Raw genomic sequence first — 18,690 nt, 5'->3', positions numbered from 1 at the left:
AGCGCGAGCGGAGAAGGACGATGCCTTTCACGAGACGATCCGCGCTGCTTGCGTCGGGTTTCGGCTTGCTGTCTCCCAAAGCGCTCGCCAAGGCCCATTCCAAACCGTCGCCCCTTCGCGAGCCGAACCAAAAACATCTGGACGAACTCAACGGGCTCGTCGTCGACGTCATGAGAAAGACGGGCGTGCCGGGAATGTCGGTGGCCGTCGTCTCGCCCGATCGCGTGCTCTATTTGAAAGGATTCGGCGTGCGCCGCGCCGGCGCGCCCGAACGCGTCGACCCCGACACGGTTTTCCAGCTCGCCTCGCTTTCCAAACCGCTCTCGACGACGGCTGTCGCAAGCCTCGTCGGAGACGGCGTCGTTTCGTGGGATCATCCGATCGTGCGGAGCCTGCCGGATTTCGCGATGAGCGATCCTTGGGTCACGCGCGAGATCACGCTGCGCGACATGTTTTGCCATCGAAGCGGACTACCCGACCATGCCGGCGACCTTGTCGAAGACATCGGCTACGACCGCAACGAAATCATTCGCCGGCTGCGCTTCATCAAACCGGACACGAGCTTTCGCACGCATTACGCATACAACAATATGGGGTTTTCGGCGGCGGGCTTCGCGGCGGCGAAAGCTGCAGGTAAGTCCTGGGAAGATATTTGCGACGAATGCCTCTACAGGCCGCTTGGAATGGCGAACGCCAGTTCGCGCCACGCCGATTTCGCCGCGCGCAGGAACCGCGCATTCGGCCATGTGCGCCGCGGCGACAGATGGGTGGTCGGCGAACCGCGAAATCCCGACGCCCAGGCGCCGGCGGGCGGCGCGTCGGCGTCGGCGCGCGACATGGCGACTTGGGTGCGGATGCAACTCGGCCGCGGCGCGCTCGACGGCCGCGAGATCGTCAAGCCGGAGGCGCTCGCAGACACGCATTTCCCGCAGATCGCCACGGGACCCGCCCATGACCCGATGCGCGGACCAACCTTTTACGGCCTGGGTTGGGACATCGACTATGGCGGTCCGGCGCGGGTGCGCTGGAGCCATTCGGGCGCATTCTCACTCGGCGCCTCGACCTGCGTCTATGTCATGCCGGCGGAGCGGTTCGGCGTTGTCGTGCTCAGCAATTCCGCGCCGGTCGGCGCGCCGGAAACCATCTGCCGCAGCTTTCTCGACATCGTCCTGACGGGGAAGATCGAACGGGACTGGCTCGCGCTCTTTGGCGAGGCTTTTGCGCAGATGGCGGTCCCCACATATGGTCGGGACGCCGATTACGCAAAACCGCTCGCCAGCGCGCCGGCGCGCGCGCCGCGCGCGACATATGTCGGCGCCTACCGTAATGAGCTTTACGGACCCATCGGGGTCGTCGAAACGGCCGACGGGCTTTCGCTGACGCTGGGCCCGAGGCCCACGCCCTATCCGCTGCGTCACTATTCAGGCGACGTTTTCACCTTTCAGCCGCCAGGAGAAAACGCCAGCGGGGTCAGTCCGGTGAGGTTTTCTCGAAGCGGCGGCGAGAAGGCGAGCGGCGTCGTCATCGACTATTTCAACGCGAATGGTCAAGGCGTCTTCCTGCGCAGCTGAGTCGAGAGAAGCGCCAGCAGATGTTCTTCGTCCGGCTTCGCCGCGACGCGCGTCTCCAAGCCGAGTTTTCGAAGCGGCGCCGCGACATGTTCCGACAGCGCGACATGCGTCATGTCGCGCAACGCCTCGGCGACGCCGGCGGCCTGCGCGAGCCGCAGGAAGATTTCCGCGCTGCGCCGGGAATAGTGCAGGGCGGCGATGAGGCGCCGCGCGGCGATGGCGGCTAAGGCCTCGGCGGTCAGCGATTGAGCCGCCCGCGCGTCATAGACCTCCACCGTATGGACGTCGTGGCCTGCGCCTCGCAGACCCGCCTCTAGAACGGGCTGTCGGTCGCGCCCGGCCAGATAAAGGAAAACCGCCGGACGCTGATAGCGCTCGAGAAGACGCGGAAGCATCGCCTCGGCGTTCCCGGCGACAATATCCGGTTGGAAGCCGCGCGCGCGCGCCGCTTCGGCGGTTTTCTCGCCGACGGCGTGCAGCGGCGCCGCTCTGAGCTGGCGCGCATCGCCGGCGAATTCGACGCCTTTCGCGCTCGTGACGATGACGCCGTCGTAATCGTCGCAGGGAATGATCGCGTGTGTGGCGGCGAATTCCAGCACGGGGGACAGCACGGCGGCGTAACCAAGAGCCCGCAGCTTCCCCGCGGTGCGCGCGGCGTCTTCTGCCGCGCGCAGCACCAGGACAAGATTCACATAAGCCCCGCGACGCCATGCGGCAGGCGCAGCAGGATTTCCTTGCCGGCGTCCGCGCCGATCAGCGCGGCGTCGATCGCGCGGCCGTGGCGGCGCACGACATAAGCTTCCGCGCCGTCGGCTCGAAGCACTTCGCCGACGAAGGACAGCTCCGCGCCGTGAACCTGCGCATGGCCGGCGATCGGCGTGCGGCAGGACCCATCGAGCGCCGCAAGGAAGGCGCGTTCGGCGGCGAGCGCGAAGCTGGTCGCTTCGTCAAAGAGCGGCGCGAGCAGATCGCGCGTGGCGTCGTCGCCGGCCCGCCGCGTGAGGCCAATTGCGCCCTGTCCGCAAGCGGGCGGAAACTCTTCCAAGGAAAGCAGCGCCGTGGCGCGATCGGCGAGACCCAGCCGCTTCAATCCCGCGAGCGCGAGGAGAGTCGCGTCGATCTCGCCGTTCTCAACCTTCTTCAGACGAGTTTCGACATTGCCGCGAAGCAGCGTCGTCTCGAGGTCGGGTCGCCGGCGCTTCACCTGCGCGGCGCGGCGCAGCGAGGCGGTTCCGACCACGGCGCCGGCGGGAAGCGCATCGAGCGCGAGCCCGCCGCGCGAAATCCAGGCGTCGCGCGCATCCTCTCGCGGCAGATAGCCGGCGATGACGATCTCGCTTGGCAAATGCGTCGGCAGATCCTTCGAGGAATGCACGGCGAGATCGATTGCGCCGGCGATGAGCGCTGAATCGAGTTCTTTGGTGAAAAGCCCCTTGCCCCCTGATTCAGAGAGAGGCCGATCCTGGATCTGGTCGCCCGTCGTGCGGATGATCTCGATCGGGAAGTCCGCTTCGCTTCCGCCATGCGCGCGCATCAACGCCGCCCGAACCATATGGGTCTGGGCGAGGGCGAGCGGACTGCCGCGCGTTCCAATGCGAAGGGAAGGGGGAGATGTCATGATCCGCCGGCCGTTATCCGCGCGACTATAGGCGGGCGCGCGTGAAGGGCAAGCGGAAGCGGCGTGGCGCCGGCGTTCCTCGAAAAGCGAACGTCCGCTCGTCGGAGCGGACGTTCCTTTTTAGCTCCGCGAGCGTACTCTACGCTGCTCGCGGCATGCTAACCGATCACCACCAGCCAAACAGGCCGCTGCCGATGCCCGCGCCAAGACCGGCGCCGAGGCCGAGACCCGCGCCAAGTCCTGCGCCAAGCAGGCCGCCGCCGCCATACCCGTAATAGCCCGGGGAGCCGCCCCAACCATAATAAGACGGCCAGGAGGCGCCGTAATAGCCGGCTCCGTAGCCGTAATAGCCCGGCCGATAGCAGCGGGAGTAGCGCATCGGACGATACGAGTAGCCCCAATAGGTGGGCCGCGCCGCGTAACCCCAATAGGTGCGCACCGGACGCGCATAGCCCCAGTGGGTTCCGCCGCAGTGCCGATGCCAGCCGTAATGAGCCCTGCAGTAGCGCGCTTCGGCCAGACTCGTGGAGCCGATCACGGCGGCCATTGCAATCGTGGACGTTAACGCCAAGGCTTTAATTTTGTTCGACGCCATTTTCACCTCCATACAGTTTAGACCGAGAGCAACCTCAACCGGGACGCTAATTACCTCTTCGCCTTAGCCATAATTCTACTCAGCTCAAGATATGTGCGTCGTTGGAGGAGCAACGATCTGCTGACCCAACTTGTATCTATCGAGATCGTGTCAAGAGGGACGCCAACGAATTCTTAGAAATTTAATGGAGCTATCTTTAGCGCTGCATTAGTATACGTTGTTATTTCCCAACAGCTAAGAATTATTGATGTAAACCCTTTAACGACCACATTTTTTCACCTGCCCGCCATACGGCGGTATAAGCTCCGTTCCGCCGCTGAGAGTTCAACGGCGCGGCTTTTTCTGCGCAGGGAGTTCGCATGCGCGTTTTGGGCATTGAAACCACGTGCGATGAAACCGCGGTCGCGGTCGTGTCCGAGCGGCTGGGCGGCGAAGGCGGAGAGATCCTTTCCAATGAGGTGTTGAGCCAAATCGCCCGCCACGCCGCCTATGGCGGCGTCGTTCCGGAAATCGCCGCGCGGGCGCATATTGATGTGCTCGACCGGCTGATCAGGCGCGCGCTGGAGCGGGCGAAGATCGACGCCAAGGAGCTCGATGCGGTCGCCGCAGCGGCTGGTCCGGGACTGATCGGCGGCGTTCTCGTCGGGCTTACGGCCGGCAAGGCCATGGCGCTCGCCCTGGGCAAACCATTCATCGCCGTCAATCATCTGGAAGCCCACGCGCTGACCGCACGGCTCACGGACCGCCTGGACTTTCCCTTCTTGGCGCTCCTCATCTCCGGCGGGCACACCCAGATCGTCGCGGTGAAGGCCGTCGGCGACTACCGCCGGCTCGGATCCACCGTCGACGACGCCGCCGGCGAGGCCTTCGACAAGGTCGCCAAAATGCTGGAGCTGCCCTATCCGGGGGGGCCGCAAATCGAGAAGCTCGCGCTTGAAGGCGACGCGCGACGATTCGACTTTCCGCGGCCGATGCTGGGCCGCGAAGGGGCCGACTTTTCCCTCTCTGGGCTCAAGACCGCGGTGCGGCAGGAAATCCTCAGATTGCAGACTCTGAGCGAAGGGGACGTCCGGGATCTTGCCGCCTCTTTCCAGGCTGCGATCGTCGACGTGATCGTGGATCGGGTGCGCTCCGGCGTGCGGCTCTTTACGGCGGGCGAGGGTCGAGCGCCGCAAGGACTTGTGATCGGCGGCGGGGTCGCGGCCAACGGCGCCATTCGCCGCGCCCTCATGCGGCTTTGCGCCGAAAGCGGGCTGCGGTTCATTTCGCCGCCGGCGGCGCTGTGCTCCGACAATGGCGCGATCATCGCCTGGACCGGTCTCGAGCGCTTAAAACGCGGATTGACCGACGACCTCGACTTTGCGCCGCGGCCGCGATGGCCGCTCGACGCCGCGCCGAGCCGATCGCACCACGGCAAGGCTTGAGGCGCGGTTTGATGCGGCTCCTTTTTTCAGCGGCGCTTGCGGCCATGACGCTCGCGCCAACGCCGCAACCGGCCGGGCTGCTCGCGGAAGAGCCGACCTTCGCGGGCGTGCATGTATTCTACGGGCCCGGCGACGGTTTCGGCGCGGTCGACGGGCGGCTGATCAATGAGGCGCGCCGCTCGATCGACATGGCGGCCTATGTTCTGACCGACCGCTCTCTGACGACGGCGCTCGGCCGCGCGGCCATGCGTGGCGTCAAGGTGCGGATCTATCTCGACGGCGAGGAAATGCGGCGCGGCGCGTCCGCGATCGAGGAAATCGCCGACGCTCCGAACGTCGAAGTGCGCCGCAAAGGCCGCTCGCGCGATCTGATGCATTTGAAATCATATCAGGTGGACGGTCGCGTCCTGCGCAGCGGCTCCGCGAATTTCAGCGTCTCCGGCGAAGTCTATCAGGACAATGATTTGATCGTGATCGAAAGCCCAGAGGCCGCGGCGCGGTTTCATCAAACTTTTGAAAGGCTGTGGTCGCGTCCGGACAATCAGAGGATCGGCATGCGATGACGCGCGCGACTGTCGCCGTTCTCGGCGCCGGCGCCTGGGGCGTCGCCCTCGCCAATGTCGCCGCGCAAGGCCGCGCCCGCGTGCCCCTGTGGGCGCATGATCCTCAGGCCGCCGAAGCCCTGGCGCGCGACCGCGAGAACGCGCGCCGCTTGCCGGGTCTGCCGCTTGCCGCCGCCGTCGCCCCGACGAGCGACATTTCCGTCTTACGTGAGGCGGACATCGTGCTCGCCGTCACGCCCGCACAAGCGATCCGCATGACCGCGCGCGCCGCGCGGCCGCATCTGCGCGCGCGCGCCGCCTTTGTGATTTGCGCCAAGGGGATCGAACGCGACCGGCGCAAGTTCCTGAGCGAAGTCGCGAAGGAAGAACTGCCCCAGGCCGACGTCGCCGTGCTCTCGGGACCAAGCTTCGCGGCGGACGTATGCAGAGGATTGCCGACGGCGGTGACTCTCGCGGCGCATGAAGAAACGCTGGCCCGACGCTTGAGCGAAGAGCTTTCGACGAAGACGTTTCGGCTTTATCGCTCGACAGACGTCCGCGGCGCCGAGATCGGCGGCGCCGCGAAAAACGTTCTCGCCATCGCCGCAGGAATGAGCCACGGCCGCGGACTCGGCGCGAGCGCGCAGGCGGCGCTCATCGCACGCGGATTTGCCGAGCTGATGCGTCTCGGGCGCGTCCTGGGCGCGCGTCAAGAGACATTGATGGGTCTTTCAGGATTGGGCGATCTCGTGCTCACCTGCGGATCGGCGCAGTCGCGCAACTTTGCGCTTGGCGAAGCGCTGGGGCAGGGAAAGTCTGTGGAAGACGCCACGCATGGCAAGCTTGCGGAGGGCGCCTTTACGGCGCGCGTCATGGTGGAAATGGCGCGCGCGCATGACGTCGAGCTGCCGATCGCCGAGGCCGTGGACGCCATTCTCTCGGCGCGGCTAAGCGTCGACGGCGCCGTCGAAGCGCTGCTGATGCGTCCGCTCAAAGCCGAAGACTGACCCCGACTATCGCGAATCCAGAATCTCCCGCATCTTGACCGCAAGCTGCTCCAAGGTGAACGGTTTGGTGAGCAGCTTGACGTCCTTGTCGAGAACGCCGTTGTGCACGATGGCGTTGCGCGTGTAGCCGGTGATGAACAGAACGCGCAGGCTGTGTCGGCGAAACACCGCTTCGCGCGCGAGTCGGGCGCCGTCCATATCGGGCATGACCACATCCGTAACCATCAGCGCGATGTCGGCGCGTCGGCGAATTATGTCGATCGCCTCGCGTCCGTTCTCGGCCTCGACAACCGAATAGCCCAATTCTCGCACGCCCTGCGCGGTCACCCGGCGCGCCGTGTCGTCATCTTCGACGATGAGCACAAGTTCTTCGGGCCTTCCAAGCGGAAGTTCGAGAGGTCGAGAACGCGGGAGGGGCGCTTCGGCGGGCGCTTCGACGTGATTGAAGCGCGGCAGATAGAGCTTGATGCAGGTTCCGCGCTCGGGTTCGGAATAGATTTTGACGTGGCCGCCAGATTGTTTGACGAATCCATGCACCTGCGAGAGGCCGAGTCCCGTGCCCTTGCCTGTGGGCTTGGTGGTGAAGAACGGATCGAACGCCTGCGACAAGACTTCGGGCGGCATGCCTTGACCGGTGTCGGTCACGGCGATCATCACATATTGGCCGGGGGTCACTTCCATGTTTTCGGTGGCGTAGGCGTCATCGAGAAAGCAGTTGGCCGTCTCGATCGTCAGCTTGCCCCCATTCGGCATGGCGTCGCGCGCATTGACCGCGAGATTGACGATGGCGCTTTCCAATTCGTGCTGATCGACTTTTGTCGTCCATAGGCCGCCGGCGAGCACGGTTTCGAGTTCGATCTTCTCGCCCAGCGCGCGACGCACCATGTCCGAGACGGCGGAGACAAACTTGTTCGGGTCGAGCGGACGTGGCGACAAGGGCTGGCGGCGGGAGAACGCCAGGAGCCTGCGCACCATGGCGGCGGCGCGATCGGCGCCGTCCATCGCTGAATCGATCAGTTGAACATAATCGCCATTCGAATCGGCAAGCTTCCGCCGCAGCAGATGCAGACTCGCGACGATGACGCCGAGCATATTGTTGAAGTCATGCGCGATGCCGCCCGTCAGATGGCCGAGCGCTTCGAGTTTTTGCGACTGCCGCAACTGCGACTCGAGCGCTTCGCGGCGCGTCGTTTCGCCGATCAATTGGTCGTAGGCGGTCTTTAACGAGTCGCGCGACCTTTGCAGCGCGTTCATCTGCTTTTGCGCATTGAGAAATGAAAATGCCGCAAGCGTGAAGATTATTCCGCCGAGCGCCCAAACGGCCGCGTCAAACTCGCCGCCGGCCGCATGGAGTTCGCGCTCGCGCTTCTCGCTGAGATTTTGTTCATTTTCGGTCATCGTGTTGATGATCGCGTGGAGCCGGTCCATCAGCGCCTTTCCGCGCCCGGACTTGACGAGCTGCACGGCCTTGTCGACCCGGAGCGCGCGCATATCGGCGATCGCCTCATCGATGATCTCGACCCTTGCGCCAAGCAGCGGCCGCATTTCTGCGATGGCCTCGAGCTGCTTGGGATCGTCTCTTACGCTCTCGGAAAGGCGATCGACGACGACCGGCAGTTTGCGCACCGCTTCGGCGCAGGCGTCGAGATAGCGTTCGTCTTGAGTGATGATAAAGCCGCGCTGACCGCTCTCGGCGGCCTGCAGCAGTCCATAAAGCTGATAAAGATCGCTTTGCACATGAATCGTGTGGCGCAGCCATGCGCCAGCCGTGCGGCGCTGGAACTCAGCGCGCACGGCCACATAGCTGGCGAGCGCAAGCACCGCGAATCCTAACGCGATGCCAAACAGTCCAGAAGCGACGAATTTACGTGTCGGAGACATGTCGTTCCGGCGACGGCTGAGATGCGCGCGTCACTCTACGACGCGCGTCGTATTCATGAAAGGTCAAGAAACCCGTCGCGCCGCCACCCTTTCGGATCGTTACCGTGCGCGCGGAGATCGCCCGGTTCTGATTTATCTCAACTATCCTTTTTCACTAATCCAGTGAGTGACGCAACCAGGAGCAATGATGCGGCCCAACCGAATAAGTGTTCCATCGACGTGACGTAGCGGAGCAGCAAAACCAAATTTTTTCGTCGGGCAAGATCACGTTTGTTGCCGCTGACTTGAGCATTGCACGTTTCAGTAGACTCAGGACCGCTGCTGTGAGGTAAGACACTCGCAACAGTGAATTGACGACACTTCTCGTTCAATATGGCGGCGCCAACCGCGGGTTTCCAGTTCTTCGCCTGGTCGAGTCCGCCAATCGGCAAAAGCAGATCGAGCGAGTAAAATAGCGGATTAAATTCATCGAATGACGTGTTGGCTTTCCCTGGCAGATTGTGATCGCTGGCCACAATCGGCGTCGCAGGGACAATTAGTTGCTCCTTCCAAGCTAGGAAGTATATTCCAGCACAGAGAAGCCAAATTCCAACTGTCCACTTGACAAGTTTCCACGGACGATGCCCGTAATCCATAAAAATATGGTAAAAATCGTGAAACGCAGAGATAATTGGATCGCCAATTTTGCCAATGGAGCGCAGGTGTTTCTGTTTTTCAATTGCGATCTGCTTGGCTGCCTCTTTATGCCCCATTGCCTGCAGAACCTTGATGAGTTGTATCCAAGGTTGAGCGCGAAATTTTTCTTTGAGGAGTAGCTCATTTGGTTGCGAGTAGAGCCATTTGAGACGGCTTTCACAATCGTGAGGCGCGGCACAATCGAGACGATCATATGTGAAACCGTCAAGATAAAATCGCGAAGCCGCTGCCTCGTGAATCTTAAAATATTCCGGATTGCGTGAAAATTGCTTTCGAAGACTATTTAAAGTGGTTTTGCCATGTATTTTACTATAGAAGCTTTCGATCGTAGGTGAATTATCATGGAGCACCCCGACGTGCGTGTGTGCTAAGCTTATGTTTCCAGAAATGGTGCACTTTTGAAGGAAAAATTTTCCTTCTACGCGTGCTTTGTTCAGGCTCAACGCAAAGCACGTACCATCGTTGTTTCTTTCGATAAACTCCTTCATCGGAGCGCCGGTAAACGAGCCGCCCTCGCAGTGTAAATCACCTTTGATCCTGGCTCCGTGTGCTCGCACGACGCCATTCGCCCTAAAGCCCCGATCAAGAAATACGACGGCCTCTATCTGCGAGCCATCAAACACGAGCGCGTATCCATTGGGATTATTGAATCTACCTTTCGTACATTCCAGATGACCTTCAATCCGTGCGGACACGAGTTCAACGACGCCCTCAGCGGAGAAATCGTCGCGTAGTTTGGCGCACCCGCCGATCTCGGCGCCGCTGATTGCTAGTGCTGGACCATATCCGCTCTGGAAACTACCTCCGGAACAATCGAAGTCGCCAACGATCTTCGCGCTGTTGAAATTCACAGATCCGCTGGCTCGACAAGATTCGCCGAGTAGCGCACTCCCGCCAATTGTTATGCCCTCGCAATTTATTGCGGGGCCGTGAGGTCCGATGAATTCTCCACCTCGACAATCTAAATCGTGGGCGATTTTTGCTCCTGGCAAGTATAGGCAGTCCGTTATTTGTGCATTACGAAGAATCAAGTCGCCCCTCAGTTCAAGATGTTCGCCGTCCAGCCCTGCAATGCTACTTCCTTCAAGATTTATTGTGCGTGCATTGGCGCCGCGCAAGTCGATTTTGCCATCCACGCGGCATTGTCGAAGGGCTATTTTATTGGGAAGAGCCGCGCCTCTAAGGATTAATTGGCCGACAATCGAAGCCCCTTCAATTTGTACGCCCAGTTCGTGAACCGGAGCATCTTTGTCACCTCCCAGCAGCAGGAAGCGCAAAAAATCAGCTCGAATAATGTTATCGATGCCAAGCGTGCACACGCCGCCCATACGGCATGCATTCAGCAGTTTCCATTCGCCCGGGTGTAAATGTATCGGTCCGCTTGTTTGATCACCGGCCATTCTTGCCGCAATAGAACCCGGCCCGTGAAATTCTTCGAGGGATCGCCCCTTCGCCATTTTAGCCATTGTCCCCGTACGCAATTTCTTTGCTGAACTAAGGCTAACGCAAAAGCTTGAGCGCGGGTTCCAAATTATTTAGTTCGAGCTCTTAAGCAAACAGTCCGAGATCCTACTGCACCATACGCACTGCGCCTTTGGCCGCGCTTGTCGTCATCGAGGCGTAGGCGCGCAGCGCCGTCGTGATTTTTCGAGGCCGCGCCTTGGCCGGAGCGAAGCCTTTCGCGGACTGTTCGGCGCGCCGCGCCGCCAGTTCCTCTTCGCTCACGGCGAGCGTAATCCGGCGGGCCGGAATGTCGATTTCAATTCTGTCGCCGTCGCGAACCAAGGCGATCTCGCCGCCCTCGGCCGCTTCGGGAGAGACGTGGCCGATCGAAAGCCCGGCCGTGCCGCCGGAAAACCTTCCGTCCGTCACCAGCGCGCAGGCCTTGCCGAGCCCCTTCGATTTCAAATAGCTCGTCGGATAGAGCATTTCCTGCATGCCGGGTCCGCCGCGCGGGCCTTCGTAGCGGATGACGACCACCTCGCCAGCCTTTACGTCGCCCGTCAGAATGCCCGACACCGCCGCGTCCTGACTCTCATAGACCTTGGCGGGGCCGGCGAATTTGAGGATCGAATCGTCGACGCCGGCCGTCTTCACGATGCAGCCGTCGATGGCGAGATTGCCAGTGAGCACGGCGAGGCCGCCATCCTTGGAGAAGGCGTGCGCCGCGTCGCGTATCGCGCCTTTTTCGCGATCGGCGTCGAGCTCCTTGTAGCGGCGCTCCTGGCTGAACGCGACTTGCGTCGGCACGCCGCCGGGCGCGGCGCGAAAGAAGGTGCGCGCGGTTTCGCTCTGCGTGACGGCGATGTCCCAGCGCGCCACCGCGTCGCTGACCGAAGGACTATGGACGGTCGGAAGGTCGCCGTGCAGCAGACCGGCGCGCAGCAATTCGCCGAGGATGGCGATGACGCCGCCGGCGCGATGCACGTCCTCGAGATGAACGTCAGGGGCGGAGGGCGCGACCTTGCACAGCACCGGCACGCGCCGCGACAGCCGGTCGATGTCTGCCATGGTGAAATTAACCTGCGCCTCATGCGCCGCCGCGAGAAGATGCAGCACGGTGTTGGTCGAGCCGCCCATGGCGATGTCGAGCGTGATGGCGTTCTCGAAGGCTTCAAAACTCGCGATCGAACGCGGCAGCACGCTTTCGTCGTCCTGCTCATAGTAGCGGCGCGCGAGATCGACGATGAGATGGCCAGCTTCGACGAACAGGCGCCGGCGATCGACGTGAGTCGCGAGAGTCGAACCATTGCCGGGAAGCGACAGCCCCAGCGCCTCGGTCAGACAGTTCATGCTGTTCGCCGTGAACATGCCCGAGCATGATCCGCAGGTCGGACAGGCCGAGCGCTCGATCGTGGCGACGTCCGCTTCGCTGACCGTGTCGTCCACGCCGGCGACGATCGCATCGACAAGATCGAGCGCGTGCTCCTTGCCGGCGAGCACGACTTTGCCAGCCTCCATCGGACCGCCCGAAACGAACACCGTCGGAATGTTGAGGCGCAGCGCCGCCATCAGCATGCCCGGCGTGATCTTGTCGCAATTCGAAATGCAGACGAGCGCGTCGGCGCAATGCGCGTTGACCATGAATTCGACGCTGTCGGCGATGAGATCGCGCGAGGGCAGGGAATAGAGCATCCCGTCGTGACCCATGGCGATTCCGTCATCGATCGCGATGGTGTTGAATTCCTTCGCGACGCCGCCGGCCTTTTCGATTTCGGCGGCGACGAGCTGGCCGAGATCCTTCAGATGCACATGGCCCGGTACGAATTGGGTGAAGGAATTGGCGACGGCGATGATCGGCTTGCCGAAGTCCTCCTCCTTCATGCCTGTCGCGCGCCAGAGGCCGCGCGCGCCGGCCATGTTGCGGCCGTGGGTCGTCGTGCGTGAACGATAAGGAGGCATTGAACTCTCGCCGTCGCGAAGGCTCGTCGTTCGAGCCTTTCCAAAGACGACTATCGCAGCCAACGCACCGCCGCAACTGCGGTTGAAGCAGCCGAAGCCGCAGCTTTCGCAGCGTTTAGCTTGCGCGCGCCGAGCGGGACAGGTCGGCGCGGGCGCGCGCCGTTGCGCCCTGCATCGCCTGAAGCGTGCGCTGCTTAAGCGGCGCGGCGCTCCGCCGACGGCGCCAGTTTGCTGACGCAATCACGTATGGCGGCGATCGAAGCGAAGCTTTGCCGCCGGAGCATGGAGACGGGGAATTCGACGTCGAAGGCTTCTTCCAGCGCGAGCATCGTGCGGATGGCGGCGAAAGGCGTCAGCCCTGCGCTGTAGAGATCGTCCGAATCAGACAGATGTTCCACCGGGGTATGCAGACGGCCGTGCTCTTGCAGCAAACGGCGTATCTTATCAATCATCGATCCAACTCCAAGAGCGCCGCGGTTGAAGCGGGCTGCAGCGTTGTTGTCGCGATAAGCGCGAGGGTTTCCTAACAACCTTAACTAGCGCGCCAAGGATTCGGGCGCCTCGCCTGAACGCAGGATGAATTCGCCGCCCGTCGGTCGAGTCGTGGCTTACAAATGGTTAATCCAATTCTCGGCTCTGTGGCCGTTTCTGTTGACCTGCGCTATGTTAGCGGCGATGCGAACGCCGCTGCTTCTTCCGCTGACGATTCTGGTCTTTCTCGGAGCCCTGCCGGCCGGAGTCGCGCTGGCGCAGGCGTCGGAGACGCCGTCGATCGAATCATTTGGCGAGGAAGAGGGCGATTTCCTCTTCATCCCAGGGATCGGAAGGATTCCGCTGCCTCCAGGGACCCGTGCGCTCGGCCCCGGACAAGGCGGACGCGATCTTGATCCAGAGCGCCGCGCGCCGGCCGCCGCGGCGCCGCCCCCGCCGCCCAAGGACCCCGACCAGCAGCGCGCCGAAGAGATGGCGCGGCTTTATCTTCGCCTGGAGCGCGCCGAAGACGAGCGGGAGGCGAAGGGCGTTTCGGCGGCGATCGTCAGCCGCTGGGCGCGTTCGGAGTCGGACACGATCAACCTGCTTGCGGCGCGGGCCCTCGCGGCGGACGCCGCCGGCGCGCCGCCTCTCGCCCTGAAGCTTCTCGATTATGTGGTCGCGCTCTCGCCGCAATGGGCGGAGGGCTATGTTCAGCGCGCTAAGGTGCGGGCGGAGCAGGGGGACGACGGCGGCGCGATCGCCGACCTCGAGACCGCGGCGACGCTTGAGCCGAAGCGTTTTGACGCGCTCGCCGCTCTTGGCGCGCTCAAGGAGAAGACCGGCGACAAGAAGGGCGCGCTGGCGGCCTATCGGAAGTCGCTGGCGATCTCGCCCCAGCAGGAGTCGCTCCGCAAAGTCGAGGAGCGCCTGCATATTGACGTCGAGGGGCGCGACATCTGAACGCTGCGGGGGAATGCGATGACGACGATCGACAGGCACGCTCCGGGGCCGGTTGCGCCCGAAGCGCTGGAGCAGCTCTTTACGGGAGCGCGGACCCACAATGGCTGGCTCCCCAAAGACGTCCCGGACAGCCTGCTCGAACTCGCCGTCGACTACGCGAAATGGGGCCCGACAAGCGCCAACTGCTCGCCGATGCGCATCGTCTTCGTGCGCTCGCCGGAGGCGAAGGCCCGGCTCGCGCCGGCGATGTCGGACGCCAATCGTCCGAAGACCATGGCCGCGCCCGCCACGGCGATCGTCGGCTATGATCTCGATTTCCCGGACAGTCTCCCGCACCTTTATCCGGCGACGGACGCGCGGTCCTGGTTCGTCGGCAATGAGACGCTGATCGAGGAGACGGCCTTTCGCAACGGCTCGCTGCAGGGGGCCTATCTCCTCCTGGCGCTGCGCGCGGTGGGTCTCGATTGCGGACCGATGAGCGGTTTCGACAGGGCGAAGGTCGACGCGGAATTCTTCCAAGGAACGCGGATAAAGTCGAATTTTCTGATCAACATCGGATACGGTGATCCCGCAAAGCTCTATCCTCGCGGCCCGCGGCTCGCTTGTGAGGAGATCGCGACGATTCTTTAGGAGGCCAATTCCATGACTCTGCGGATAATTCCCCAACGCTTCGCCCCGCACGCACAGGGACTGCTGCGCATCGTCGCCGCTTTGCTGTTCATGCAGCACGGCGCGGCCAAGCTCTTCGGCGTCCCGCATGTCGCCATGTTCGACAATTTGAAGCTGTTCTCGCTCTTGGGCGCGGCGGGAGTCCTCGAGCTTGTCGGCGGACTGCTGCTGCTGCTCGGCCTCTTCACCCGGCCTGTCGCCTTTATCCTTTCCGGCCAGATGGCGGTCGCCTATTTCTTTTTCCACGCCGGCCAGGATCTGTGGCCGCTCCAAAACAAGGGCGAGCTCGCCGCGCTCTACTGCTTTGTATTTCTGTTCTTTGCAGCGGCCGGGCCCGGCGCCTTCGCGATCGACCGCGAGTGACGTCGCATTTCGCAAGCGATTCCCGGCGGCGACGCCCTTTCTATTGACATTGGGGACGGGGGACATATTCCCTTGCGGTATGTCCCAGACGGCCCTCACCGCCAAGCGTCGGTCCCAAGCCTTGGCGCTGCCTAATCTGCTGACCTATGGCCGCATGGCCGCCGTCCCGGTGGTGGCGGGGCTGCTCCTGGGCTTTACGGAGCACTGGGCGCGCTGGGCCGCGCTCGGCATTTTCATCGCCGCCGGGGTGACGGACTTTCTCGACGGCTATTTCGCGAGAATCTGGCAGCAGCAGTCGCCGCTGGGGCGAATGCTTGACCCCATCGCGGACAAGTTGCTGGTCGCGACGACCCTGATGGCGCTTGTCGCCGATCGAACGGTCGCCGGCTGGACGATCTGGGCGGCGATCATCATCCTGTGTCGTGAAATCCTGGTGTCCGGCTTGCGGGAACATCTGGCCGAGCTCAAGGTGCGCTTGCCCGTCTCCGCGATCGCCAAGTGGAAAACCGCGGCGCAGCTCGTGGCGCTCGGCTTCCTCATCGCGGGACCGGCCGGCGAAGTCGTTCTCTCCGGCACGGTCAAGATCGGCGCGGCGCTGTTGTGGGCCGCGGCGATTCTGACGCTTTATACCGGGTTCGACTACCTGCAGTCGGCGTGGAACCATTTCGGAGAAGACGAGGCGACATGAAGGCGCTGTATTTCGCTTGGGTGCGCGAGCGCATCGGTCTGGCGGAAGAGGAGATCGCGCCGCCGCGCGAAGTGGTCACGGTTCGTGAGCTGATCGAGTGGCTGTCGGCGCGGGACGAGGGATATGCCGCCGCTTTCGCCAACCCGGCGACGATCCGCGCGGCCCTCGACAAGACGCATGCGGCGCCGGACGCGCCGATCGGCGCAGCAAGGGAGATCGCCTTCTTCCCGCCGATGACGGGCGGCTGAGATGGCACCGCAGCCGACTCCGGCGGTGCGCGTGCAAGCGGAAGATTTCGATCTTGGGCGGGAGCAGGCGCTGCTGACGCGCGGGCGGCGAGACATCGGCGCGCTCGTCAGCTTCCTCGGCCTCTGCAGGGACGAGGACGGCGCGCTCGAGGCGCTGGAGCTCGAACATTATCCAGGGATGGCCGAGGCCGAGATCCGTCGCGTCGCCGACGAAGCGCTCGACCGATGGCCTTTGCAGGGATTGACCGTCATTCACCGCTTCGGCCGCATCCGACCAGGCGAACAGATCGTCCTCGTGCTCGCGGCGGCGCGCCACCGCGCGGACGCTTTCGCCGCCGCGGCGTTTCTGATGGATTTTCTTAAAACCCGCGCGCCGTTCTGGAAAAAGGAGCGCCGCGCGGATGGCGCGCCGGGCGACTGGGTCAGCGCAAAATCCGAGGACGAAGCCGCCGCGGAGCGTTGGCGCTAGATCAGCTGCTGCGGCGCGATGAGATGCACCAGCCAGCCGTGCAGCGCGACGGTCGCGACGACGAGAAACAGCGTCGCGAGGGTGAAGACGTCGAGATTTTCCTTGGGCACGCGCATCATCGGCGGCAGACCGACCGAGAAAACATAAATTCCATAGAAGCCGAGCACGTCCAGCCATCGAAGGCCGGGAATCAGGCCGAACAGCGAGGCGAGCCAGACCGGCGTGTAGGAATAGGCGGTCAGCAACAGGGCGCGGCGGTCGTCGGTCTTCCCTTCGAAATGCGGCGCGATGGCCGATATGACGAAGGCGACGATAAAAATCGCCGGCAGGCTCAGCAGATACTGAACGAAGGCGCGATAAAGCCCGCCCGCGAACGTCGGATGCATGATTCCCTGCGAGCCGTAGGAAAAGCCGAAAAGCCACGAGCCGAAGAAGCTCGCGAATGGCGGAAGCAGCGCCAATATCACAATATAATTTCGGTAAAGATCGAGGACGGACGTCTCCTCTTCCGAGATCTTCGCCCATTCGGTCTGCGGGGCCAGAATCAAGCCCTTGATCCGCGATAGCAATTGCATTTCGCCCTCCATTTATTCGCCGCAAGCGCTCATTACCGAAGCGGTCATGGAGCGGGGCTTGCGGGCGCCGGGTCCTCCATGCGAGGGAGAGTGCGGCCAGCTGCGGCCGGTTCGATGATCGACGGTGAAATCTAACGCGACGGGCCGCATGAGAAAACTGCTGGAATATTTTTGGCCGGCCGTCGGCCTCGTCGCGGTCGTCGCCTCGTTTTTCCTCCTCTATCACGAATTCAAAGGAGAGTCGGTCGGCGCCGAGGTTTGGGCCAATCTCCAGGCCATTCCGACGAGCCGCTATCTGCTCGCTGGGCTGTCGACGCTTGTCGCCTATGCGGCGCTCGCCTGGTACGATCGCATCGCGCTGCTGCACTTGGGCGTCAGACACATCAATTGGCTGTTTATTTCGGTCTGTTCGTTCACGACCTACGCCTTGTCGCACAACATCGGCGCAAGCGTGTTCTCGGGCGCCATGGTGCGTTATCGCGCCTATTCCACCAAGGGGCTGACGGCGACGCAGGTCGCCACGCTGGTGGTGTTGTGCTCCTATACGTTCGGCTTCGGCAATGTGCTGCTCGCCGGCCTTTTGCTGACCTATGACCCCGCGCTCATGCAAAGACTGTCGGGCTTCCTTCCGGACATACTTACAAACCCGAGCACCGCGCTGGTGGTCGGATTGTCCTGCCTGGCCTTCGTCGTTCTGTACATTCTCGGATCGCTCATGCATTTCCGCGCGATCCGGCTGTTCGGGCGTTTCGAGATTCTCTATCCGCGCCCCGGCATCATGCTGCGCCAGCTCTTCGCGGCTCCCTTGGAGCTGATCGGCGCCGCCGGCATCATTTATTTCGCGCTGCCGGAGCAGGGCAATCCCGGCTTTCTCGTCGTGCTCGGCGCGTTTCTCTTGTCCTTTTCAGCGGCCTTGGTGTCCCATGCGCCGGGCGGGCTCGGCGTCTTCGAGCTGCTGTTCATCAACGTCATGCCGGATGTGCCGCGGCTGAAGGTCCTGGCCGCGCTGCTCGTCTGGCGACTCTTCTATCTCATCGTCCCGCTGCTGATCGCGCTCGTCGTCGTCGCGCTTTTCGAACGCAAGAAACTCATCGAGCGCTGGCGCCGGATAGAGGAACAGCCTCGAAAATAAAACGCCGGCCATCGCGGACCGGCGTTTCGAACGTCTCGGCGTCTGTGGCCGCCGCGCTCACATGCGATATTGCTGAAGACGCGTGGTCCGCAGCCCGGCGAGGCCGTGCTGATCGATCGACATCTGCCAGCTCAGGAATTCGTCCACCGTCAGCGTGTAGCGACTGCAGGCTTCGTCGAGCGAGAGCAGGCCGCCGCGCACCGCCGCCACCACTTCCGCTTTACGCCGTATCACCCAGCGTTTGGTCGAAGCGGGGGGTAGATCCGCAATGGTCAGCGGACTGCCATCGGGACCGATGACATATTTGACACGGGGACGGTGCGTCTCGGTCATCTCACTCACTCGCTACTCAAACAGCCACGTTGTAGCGTCTTTA

General features: G+C 62.8%; 20 protein-coding genes. 11 read left to right on the top strand and 9 right to left on the bottom strand.

What is annotated here, in order from left to right; genetic code table 11:
* The first annotated feature begins 20 nt into the window (after positions 1-20).
* Positions 21-1,571, top strand: a complete 1,551-nt coding sequence (locus tag BN69_RS01605) for a serine hydrolase (protein WP_014889790.1) — start codon at positions 21-23, stop codon at positions 1,569-1,571.
* Here BN69_RS01605 and BN69_RS01600 read toward each other — a convergent pair.
* The 3 genes from BN69_RS01600 to BN69_RS01590 form a co-directional block, all read right to left on the bottom strand.
* The gene (locus tag BN69_RS01600) at positions 1,547-2,263 is read right to left on the bottom strand and encodes a uroporphyrinogen-III synthase (protein WP_051013219.1); all 717 of its coding nucleotides are present in this window, start codon (positions 2,261-2,263) and stop codon (positions 1,547-1,549) included. The genes BN69_RS01605 and BN69_RS01600 overlap by 25 nt on opposite strands.
* Positions 2,260-3,189 (bottom strand): hydroxymethylbilane synthase, encoded by a 930-nt coding sequence (gene hemC, locus BN69_RS01595; protein ID WP_014889789.1) that lies wholly within the window; start codon positions 3,187-3,189, stop codon positions 2,260-2,262. Before hemC ends, BN69_RS01600 begins: the two co-directional genes overlap by 4 nt.
* A gap of 166 nt (positions 3,190-3,355) precedes the next feature.
* Complete coding sequence (locus tag BN69_RS01590; RefSeq protein WP_244435009.1) at positions 3,356-3,784, bottom strand: hypothetical protein; 429 nt, start codon at positions 3,782-3,784, stop codon at positions 3,356-3,358.
* A gap of 359 nt (positions 3,785-4,143) precedes the next feature.
* Between BN69_RS01590 and tsaD the strand changes: the two genes are divergently transcribed.
* The 3 genes from tsaD to BN69_RS01575 are packed head-to-tail and all read left to right on the top strand — an operon-like array spanning position 4,144 to position 6,757.
* Complete coding sequence (gene tsaD, locus BN69_RS01585; protein ID WP_014889787.1) at positions 4,144-5,208, top strand: tRNA (adenosine(37)-N6)-threonylcarbamoyltransferase complex transferase subunit TsaD; 1,065 nt, start codon at positions 4,144-4,146, stop codon at positions 5,206-5,208.
* 44 nt (positions 5,209-5,252) lie between these two features.
* The gene (locus BN69_RS01580; RefSeq protein ID WP_244435008.1) at positions 5,253-5,771 is read left to right on the top strand and encodes a phospholipase D-like domain-containing protein; all 519 of its coding nucleotides are present in this window, start codon (positions 5,253-5,255) and stop codon (positions 5,769-5,771) included.
* Positions 5,768-6,757, top strand: a complete 990-nt coding sequence (locus BN69_RS01575) for an NAD(P)H-dependent glycerol-3-phosphate dehydrogenase (protein ID WP_014889785.1) — start codon at positions 5,768-5,770, stop codon at positions 6,755-6,757. Before BN69_RS01580 ends, BN69_RS01575 begins: the two co-directional genes overlap by 4 nt.
* A gap of 6 nt (positions 6,758-6,763) precedes the next feature.
* Here BN69_RS01575 and BN69_RS01570 read toward each other — a convergent pair whose 3' ends face one another.
* The 4 genes from BN69_RS01570 to BN69_RS01550 all read right to left on the bottom strand — a co-directional run bounded on the left by BN69_RS01570 (position 6,764) and on the right by BN69_RS01550 (position 13,188).
* Positions 6,764-8,638, bottom strand: a complete 1,875-nt coding sequence (locus tag BN69_RS01570; RefSeq protein ID WP_014889784.1) for a CHASE3 domain-containing protein — start codon at positions 8,636-8,638, stop codon at positions 6,764-6,766.
* A 137-nt stretch (positions 8,639-8,775) separates the two neighbouring features.
* Positions 8,776-10,800: a hypothetical protein gene (locus tag BN69_RS19005; protein WP_014889783.1), complete on the bottom strand. Its 2,025-nt coding sequence runs from the start codon at positions 10,798-10,800 to the stop codon at positions 8,776-8,778.
* A gap of 103 nt (positions 10,801-10,903) precedes the next feature.
* Positions 10,904-12,736 (bottom strand): dihydroxy-acid dehydratase, encoded by a 1,833-nt coding sequence (gene ilvD, locus BN69_RS01555; RefSeq protein WP_014889782.1) that lies wholly within the window; start codon positions 12,734-12,736, stop codon positions 10,904-10,906.
* A 194-nt stretch (positions 12,737-12,930) separates the two neighbouring features.
* On the bottom strand, positions 12,931-13,188 hold the full coding sequence (locus tag BN69_RS01550; protein ID WP_014889781.1) for an acyl carrier protein: 258 nt from the start codon (positions 13,186-13,188) through the stop codon (positions 12,931-12,933).
* Between the two features lie 211 nt (positions 13,189-13,399).
* Here BN69_RS01550 and BN69_RS01545 point away from each other — a divergent pair, with 211 nt between their 5' ends.
* The 6 genes from BN69_RS01545 (at position 13,400) to BN69_RS01520 (ending at position 16,607) form a co-directional block, all read left to right on the top strand.
* Positions 13,400-14,170 carry a hypothetical protein gene (locus BN69_RS01545; protein ID WP_244435007.1) on the top strand — a complete coding sequence of 257 codons (771 nt, stop codon included), beginning with the start codon at positions 13,400-13,402 and terminating at the stop codon, positions 14,168-14,170.
* 18 nt (positions 14,171-14,188) lie between these two features.
* Positions 14,189-14,800: a malonic semialdehyde reductase gene (locus BN69_RS01540; RefSeq protein ID WP_014889779.1), complete on the top strand. Its 612-nt coding sequence runs from the start codon at positions 14,189-14,191 to the stop codon at positions 14,798-14,800.
* A gap of 12 nt (positions 14,801-14,812) precedes the next feature.
* Positions 14,813-15,202: a DoxX family protein gene (locus tag BN69_RS01535; RefSeq protein ID WP_014889778.1), complete on the top strand. Its 390-nt coding sequence runs from the start codon at positions 14,813-14,815 to the stop codon at positions 15,200-15,202.
* Positions 15,203-15,281: 79 nt separating this feature from the next.
* On the top strand, positions 15,282-15,890 hold the full coding sequence (pgsA, locus tag BN69_RS01530) for a CDP-diacylglycerol--glycerol-3-phosphate 3-phosphatidyltransferase (protein ID WP_014889777.1): 609 nt from the start codon (positions 15,282-15,284) through the stop codon (positions 15,888-15,890).
* Positions 15,887-16,138, top strand: a complete 252-nt coding sequence (gene moaD, locus BN69_RS01525) for a molybdopterin converting factor subunit 1 (RefSeq protein WP_014889776.1) — start codon at positions 15,887-15,889, stop codon at positions 16,136-16,138. Before pgsA ends, moaD begins: the two co-directional genes overlap by 4 nt.
* 1 nt (position 16,139) lies before the next feature.
* The gene (locus tag BN69_RS01520; RefSeq protein ID WP_014889775.1) at positions 16,140-16,607 is read left to right on the top strand and encodes a molybdenum cofactor biosynthesis protein MoaE; all 468 of its coding nucleotides are present in this window, start codon (positions 16,140-16,142) and stop codon (positions 16,605-16,607) included.
* Here the strand turns inward: BN69_RS01520 and BN69_RS01515 are convergent.
* Positions 16,604-17,182, bottom strand: coding sequence for a Yip1 family protein (locus BN69_RS01515; protein ID WP_244435006.1), 579 nt, complete (start codon positions 17,180-17,182; stop codon positions 16,604-16,606). The genes BN69_RS01520 and BN69_RS01515 overlap by 4 nt on opposite strands.
* A gap of 148 nt (positions 17,183-17,330) precedes the next feature.
* On the opposite strand from BN69_RS01515, the gene BN69_RS01510 reads away from it, so the two are divergent.
* Positions 17,331-18,314 (top strand): putative bifunctional lysylphosphatidylglycerol flippase/synthetase, encoded by a 984-nt coding sequence (locus tag BN69_RS01510; protein ID WP_014889773.1) that lies wholly within the window; start codon positions 17,331-17,333, stop codon positions 18,312-18,314.
* A 57-nt stretch (positions 18,315-18,371) separates the two neighbouring features.
* On the opposite strand, the gene sciP is transcribed toward BN69_RS01510, so the two are convergent.
* On the bottom strand, positions 18,372-18,647 hold the full coding sequence (sciP, locus tag BN69_RS01505; RefSeq protein ID WP_014889772.1) for a CtrA inhibitor SciP: 276 nt from the start codon (positions 18,645-18,647) through the stop codon (positions 18,372-18,374).
* Positions 18,648-18,690: the final 43 nt, after the last annotated feature.

The organism is Methylocystis sp. SC2 (genome assembly GCF_000304315.1).
Classification (GTDB): Bacteria; Pseudomonadota; Alphaproteobacteria; order Rhizobiales; family Beijerinckiaceae; genus Methylocystis.
Note: the sequence above shows the minus strand (reverse complement) of the source record. Positions and strands in the feature narration are given on the sequence as shown.

Bases quoted from the DNA above. Each gene is read 5' to 3' on its own strand.
- hemC (WP_014889789.1), bottom strand. From the start codon at position 3,189: ATGACATCTCCCCCTTCCCTTCGCATTGGAACGCGCGGCAGTCCGCTC.
- BN69_RS01545 (WP_244435007.1), top strand. From the start codon at position 13,400: ATGTTAGCGGCGATGCGAACGCCGCTGCTTCTTCCGCTGACGATTCTG.
- BN69_RS01515 (WP_244435006.1), bottom strand. From the start codon at position 17,182: ATGCAATTGCTATCGCGGATCAAGGGCTTGATTCTGGCCCCGCAGACC.
- BN69_RS01540 (WP_014889779.1), top strand. From the start codon at position 14,189: ATGACGACGATCGACAGGCACGCTCCGGGGCCGGTTGCGCCCGAAGCG.
- BN69_RS01550 (WP_014889781.1), bottom strand. From the start codon at position 13,188: ATGATTGATAAGATACGCCGTTTGCTGCAAGAGCACGGCCGTCTGCAT.
- BN69_RS01580 (WP_244435008.1), top strand. From the start codon at position 5,253: ATGACGCTCGCGCCAACGCCGCAACCGGCCGGGCTGCTCGCGGAAGAG.
- BN69_RS01520 (WP_014889775.1), top strand. From the start codon at position 16,140: ATGGCACCGCAGCCGACTCCGGCGGTGCGCGTGCAAGCGGAAGATTTC.
- BN69_RS01535 (WP_014889778.1), top strand. From the start codon at position 14,813: ATGACTCTGCGGATAATTCCCCAACGCTTCGCCCCGCACGCACAGGGA.
- BN69_RS01570 (WP_014889784.1), bottom strand. From the start codon at position 8,638: ATGTCTCCGACACGTAAATTCGTCGCTTCTGGACTGTTTGGCATCGCG.
- BN69_RS01510 (WP_014889773.1), top strand. From the start codon at position 17,331: ATGAGAAAACTGCTGGAATATTTTTGGCCGGCCGTCGGCCTCGTCGCG.
- BN69_RS01605 (WP_014889790.1), top strand. From the start codon at position 21: ATGCCTTTCACGAGACGATCCGCGCTGCTTGCGTCGGGTTTCGGCTTG.
- tsaD (WP_014889787.1), top strand. From the start codon at position 4,144: ATGCGCGTTTTGGGCATTGAAACCACGTGCGATGAAACCGCGGTCGCG.
- BN69_RS01575 (WP_014889785.1), top strand. From the start codon at position 5,768: ATGACGCGCGCGACTGTCGCCGTTCTCGGCGCCGGCGCCTGGGGCGTC.
- pgsA (WP_014889777.1), top strand. From the start codon at position 15,282: ATGTCCCAGACGGCCCTCACCGCCAAGCGTCGGTCCCAAGCCTTGGCG.
- sciP (WP_014889772.1), bottom strand. From the start codon at position 18,647: ATGACCGAGACGCACCGTCCCCGTGTCAAATATGTCATCGGTCCCGAT.
- BN69_RS01590 (WP_244435009.1), bottom strand. From the start codon at position 3,784: ATGGCGTCGAACAAAATTAAAGCCTTGGCGTTAACGTCCACGATTGCA.
- moaD (WP_014889776.1), top strand. From the start codon at position 15,887: ATGAAGGCGCTGTATTTCGCTTGGGTGCGCGAGCGCATCGGTCTGGCG.
- BN69_RS19005 (WP_014889783.1), bottom strand. From the start codon at position 10,800: ATGGCTAAAATGGCGAAGGGGCGATCCCTCGAAGAATTTCACGGGCCG.
- ilvD (WP_014889782.1), bottom strand. From the start codon at position 12,736: ATGCCTCCTTATCGTTCACGCACGACGACCCACGGCCGCAACATGGCC.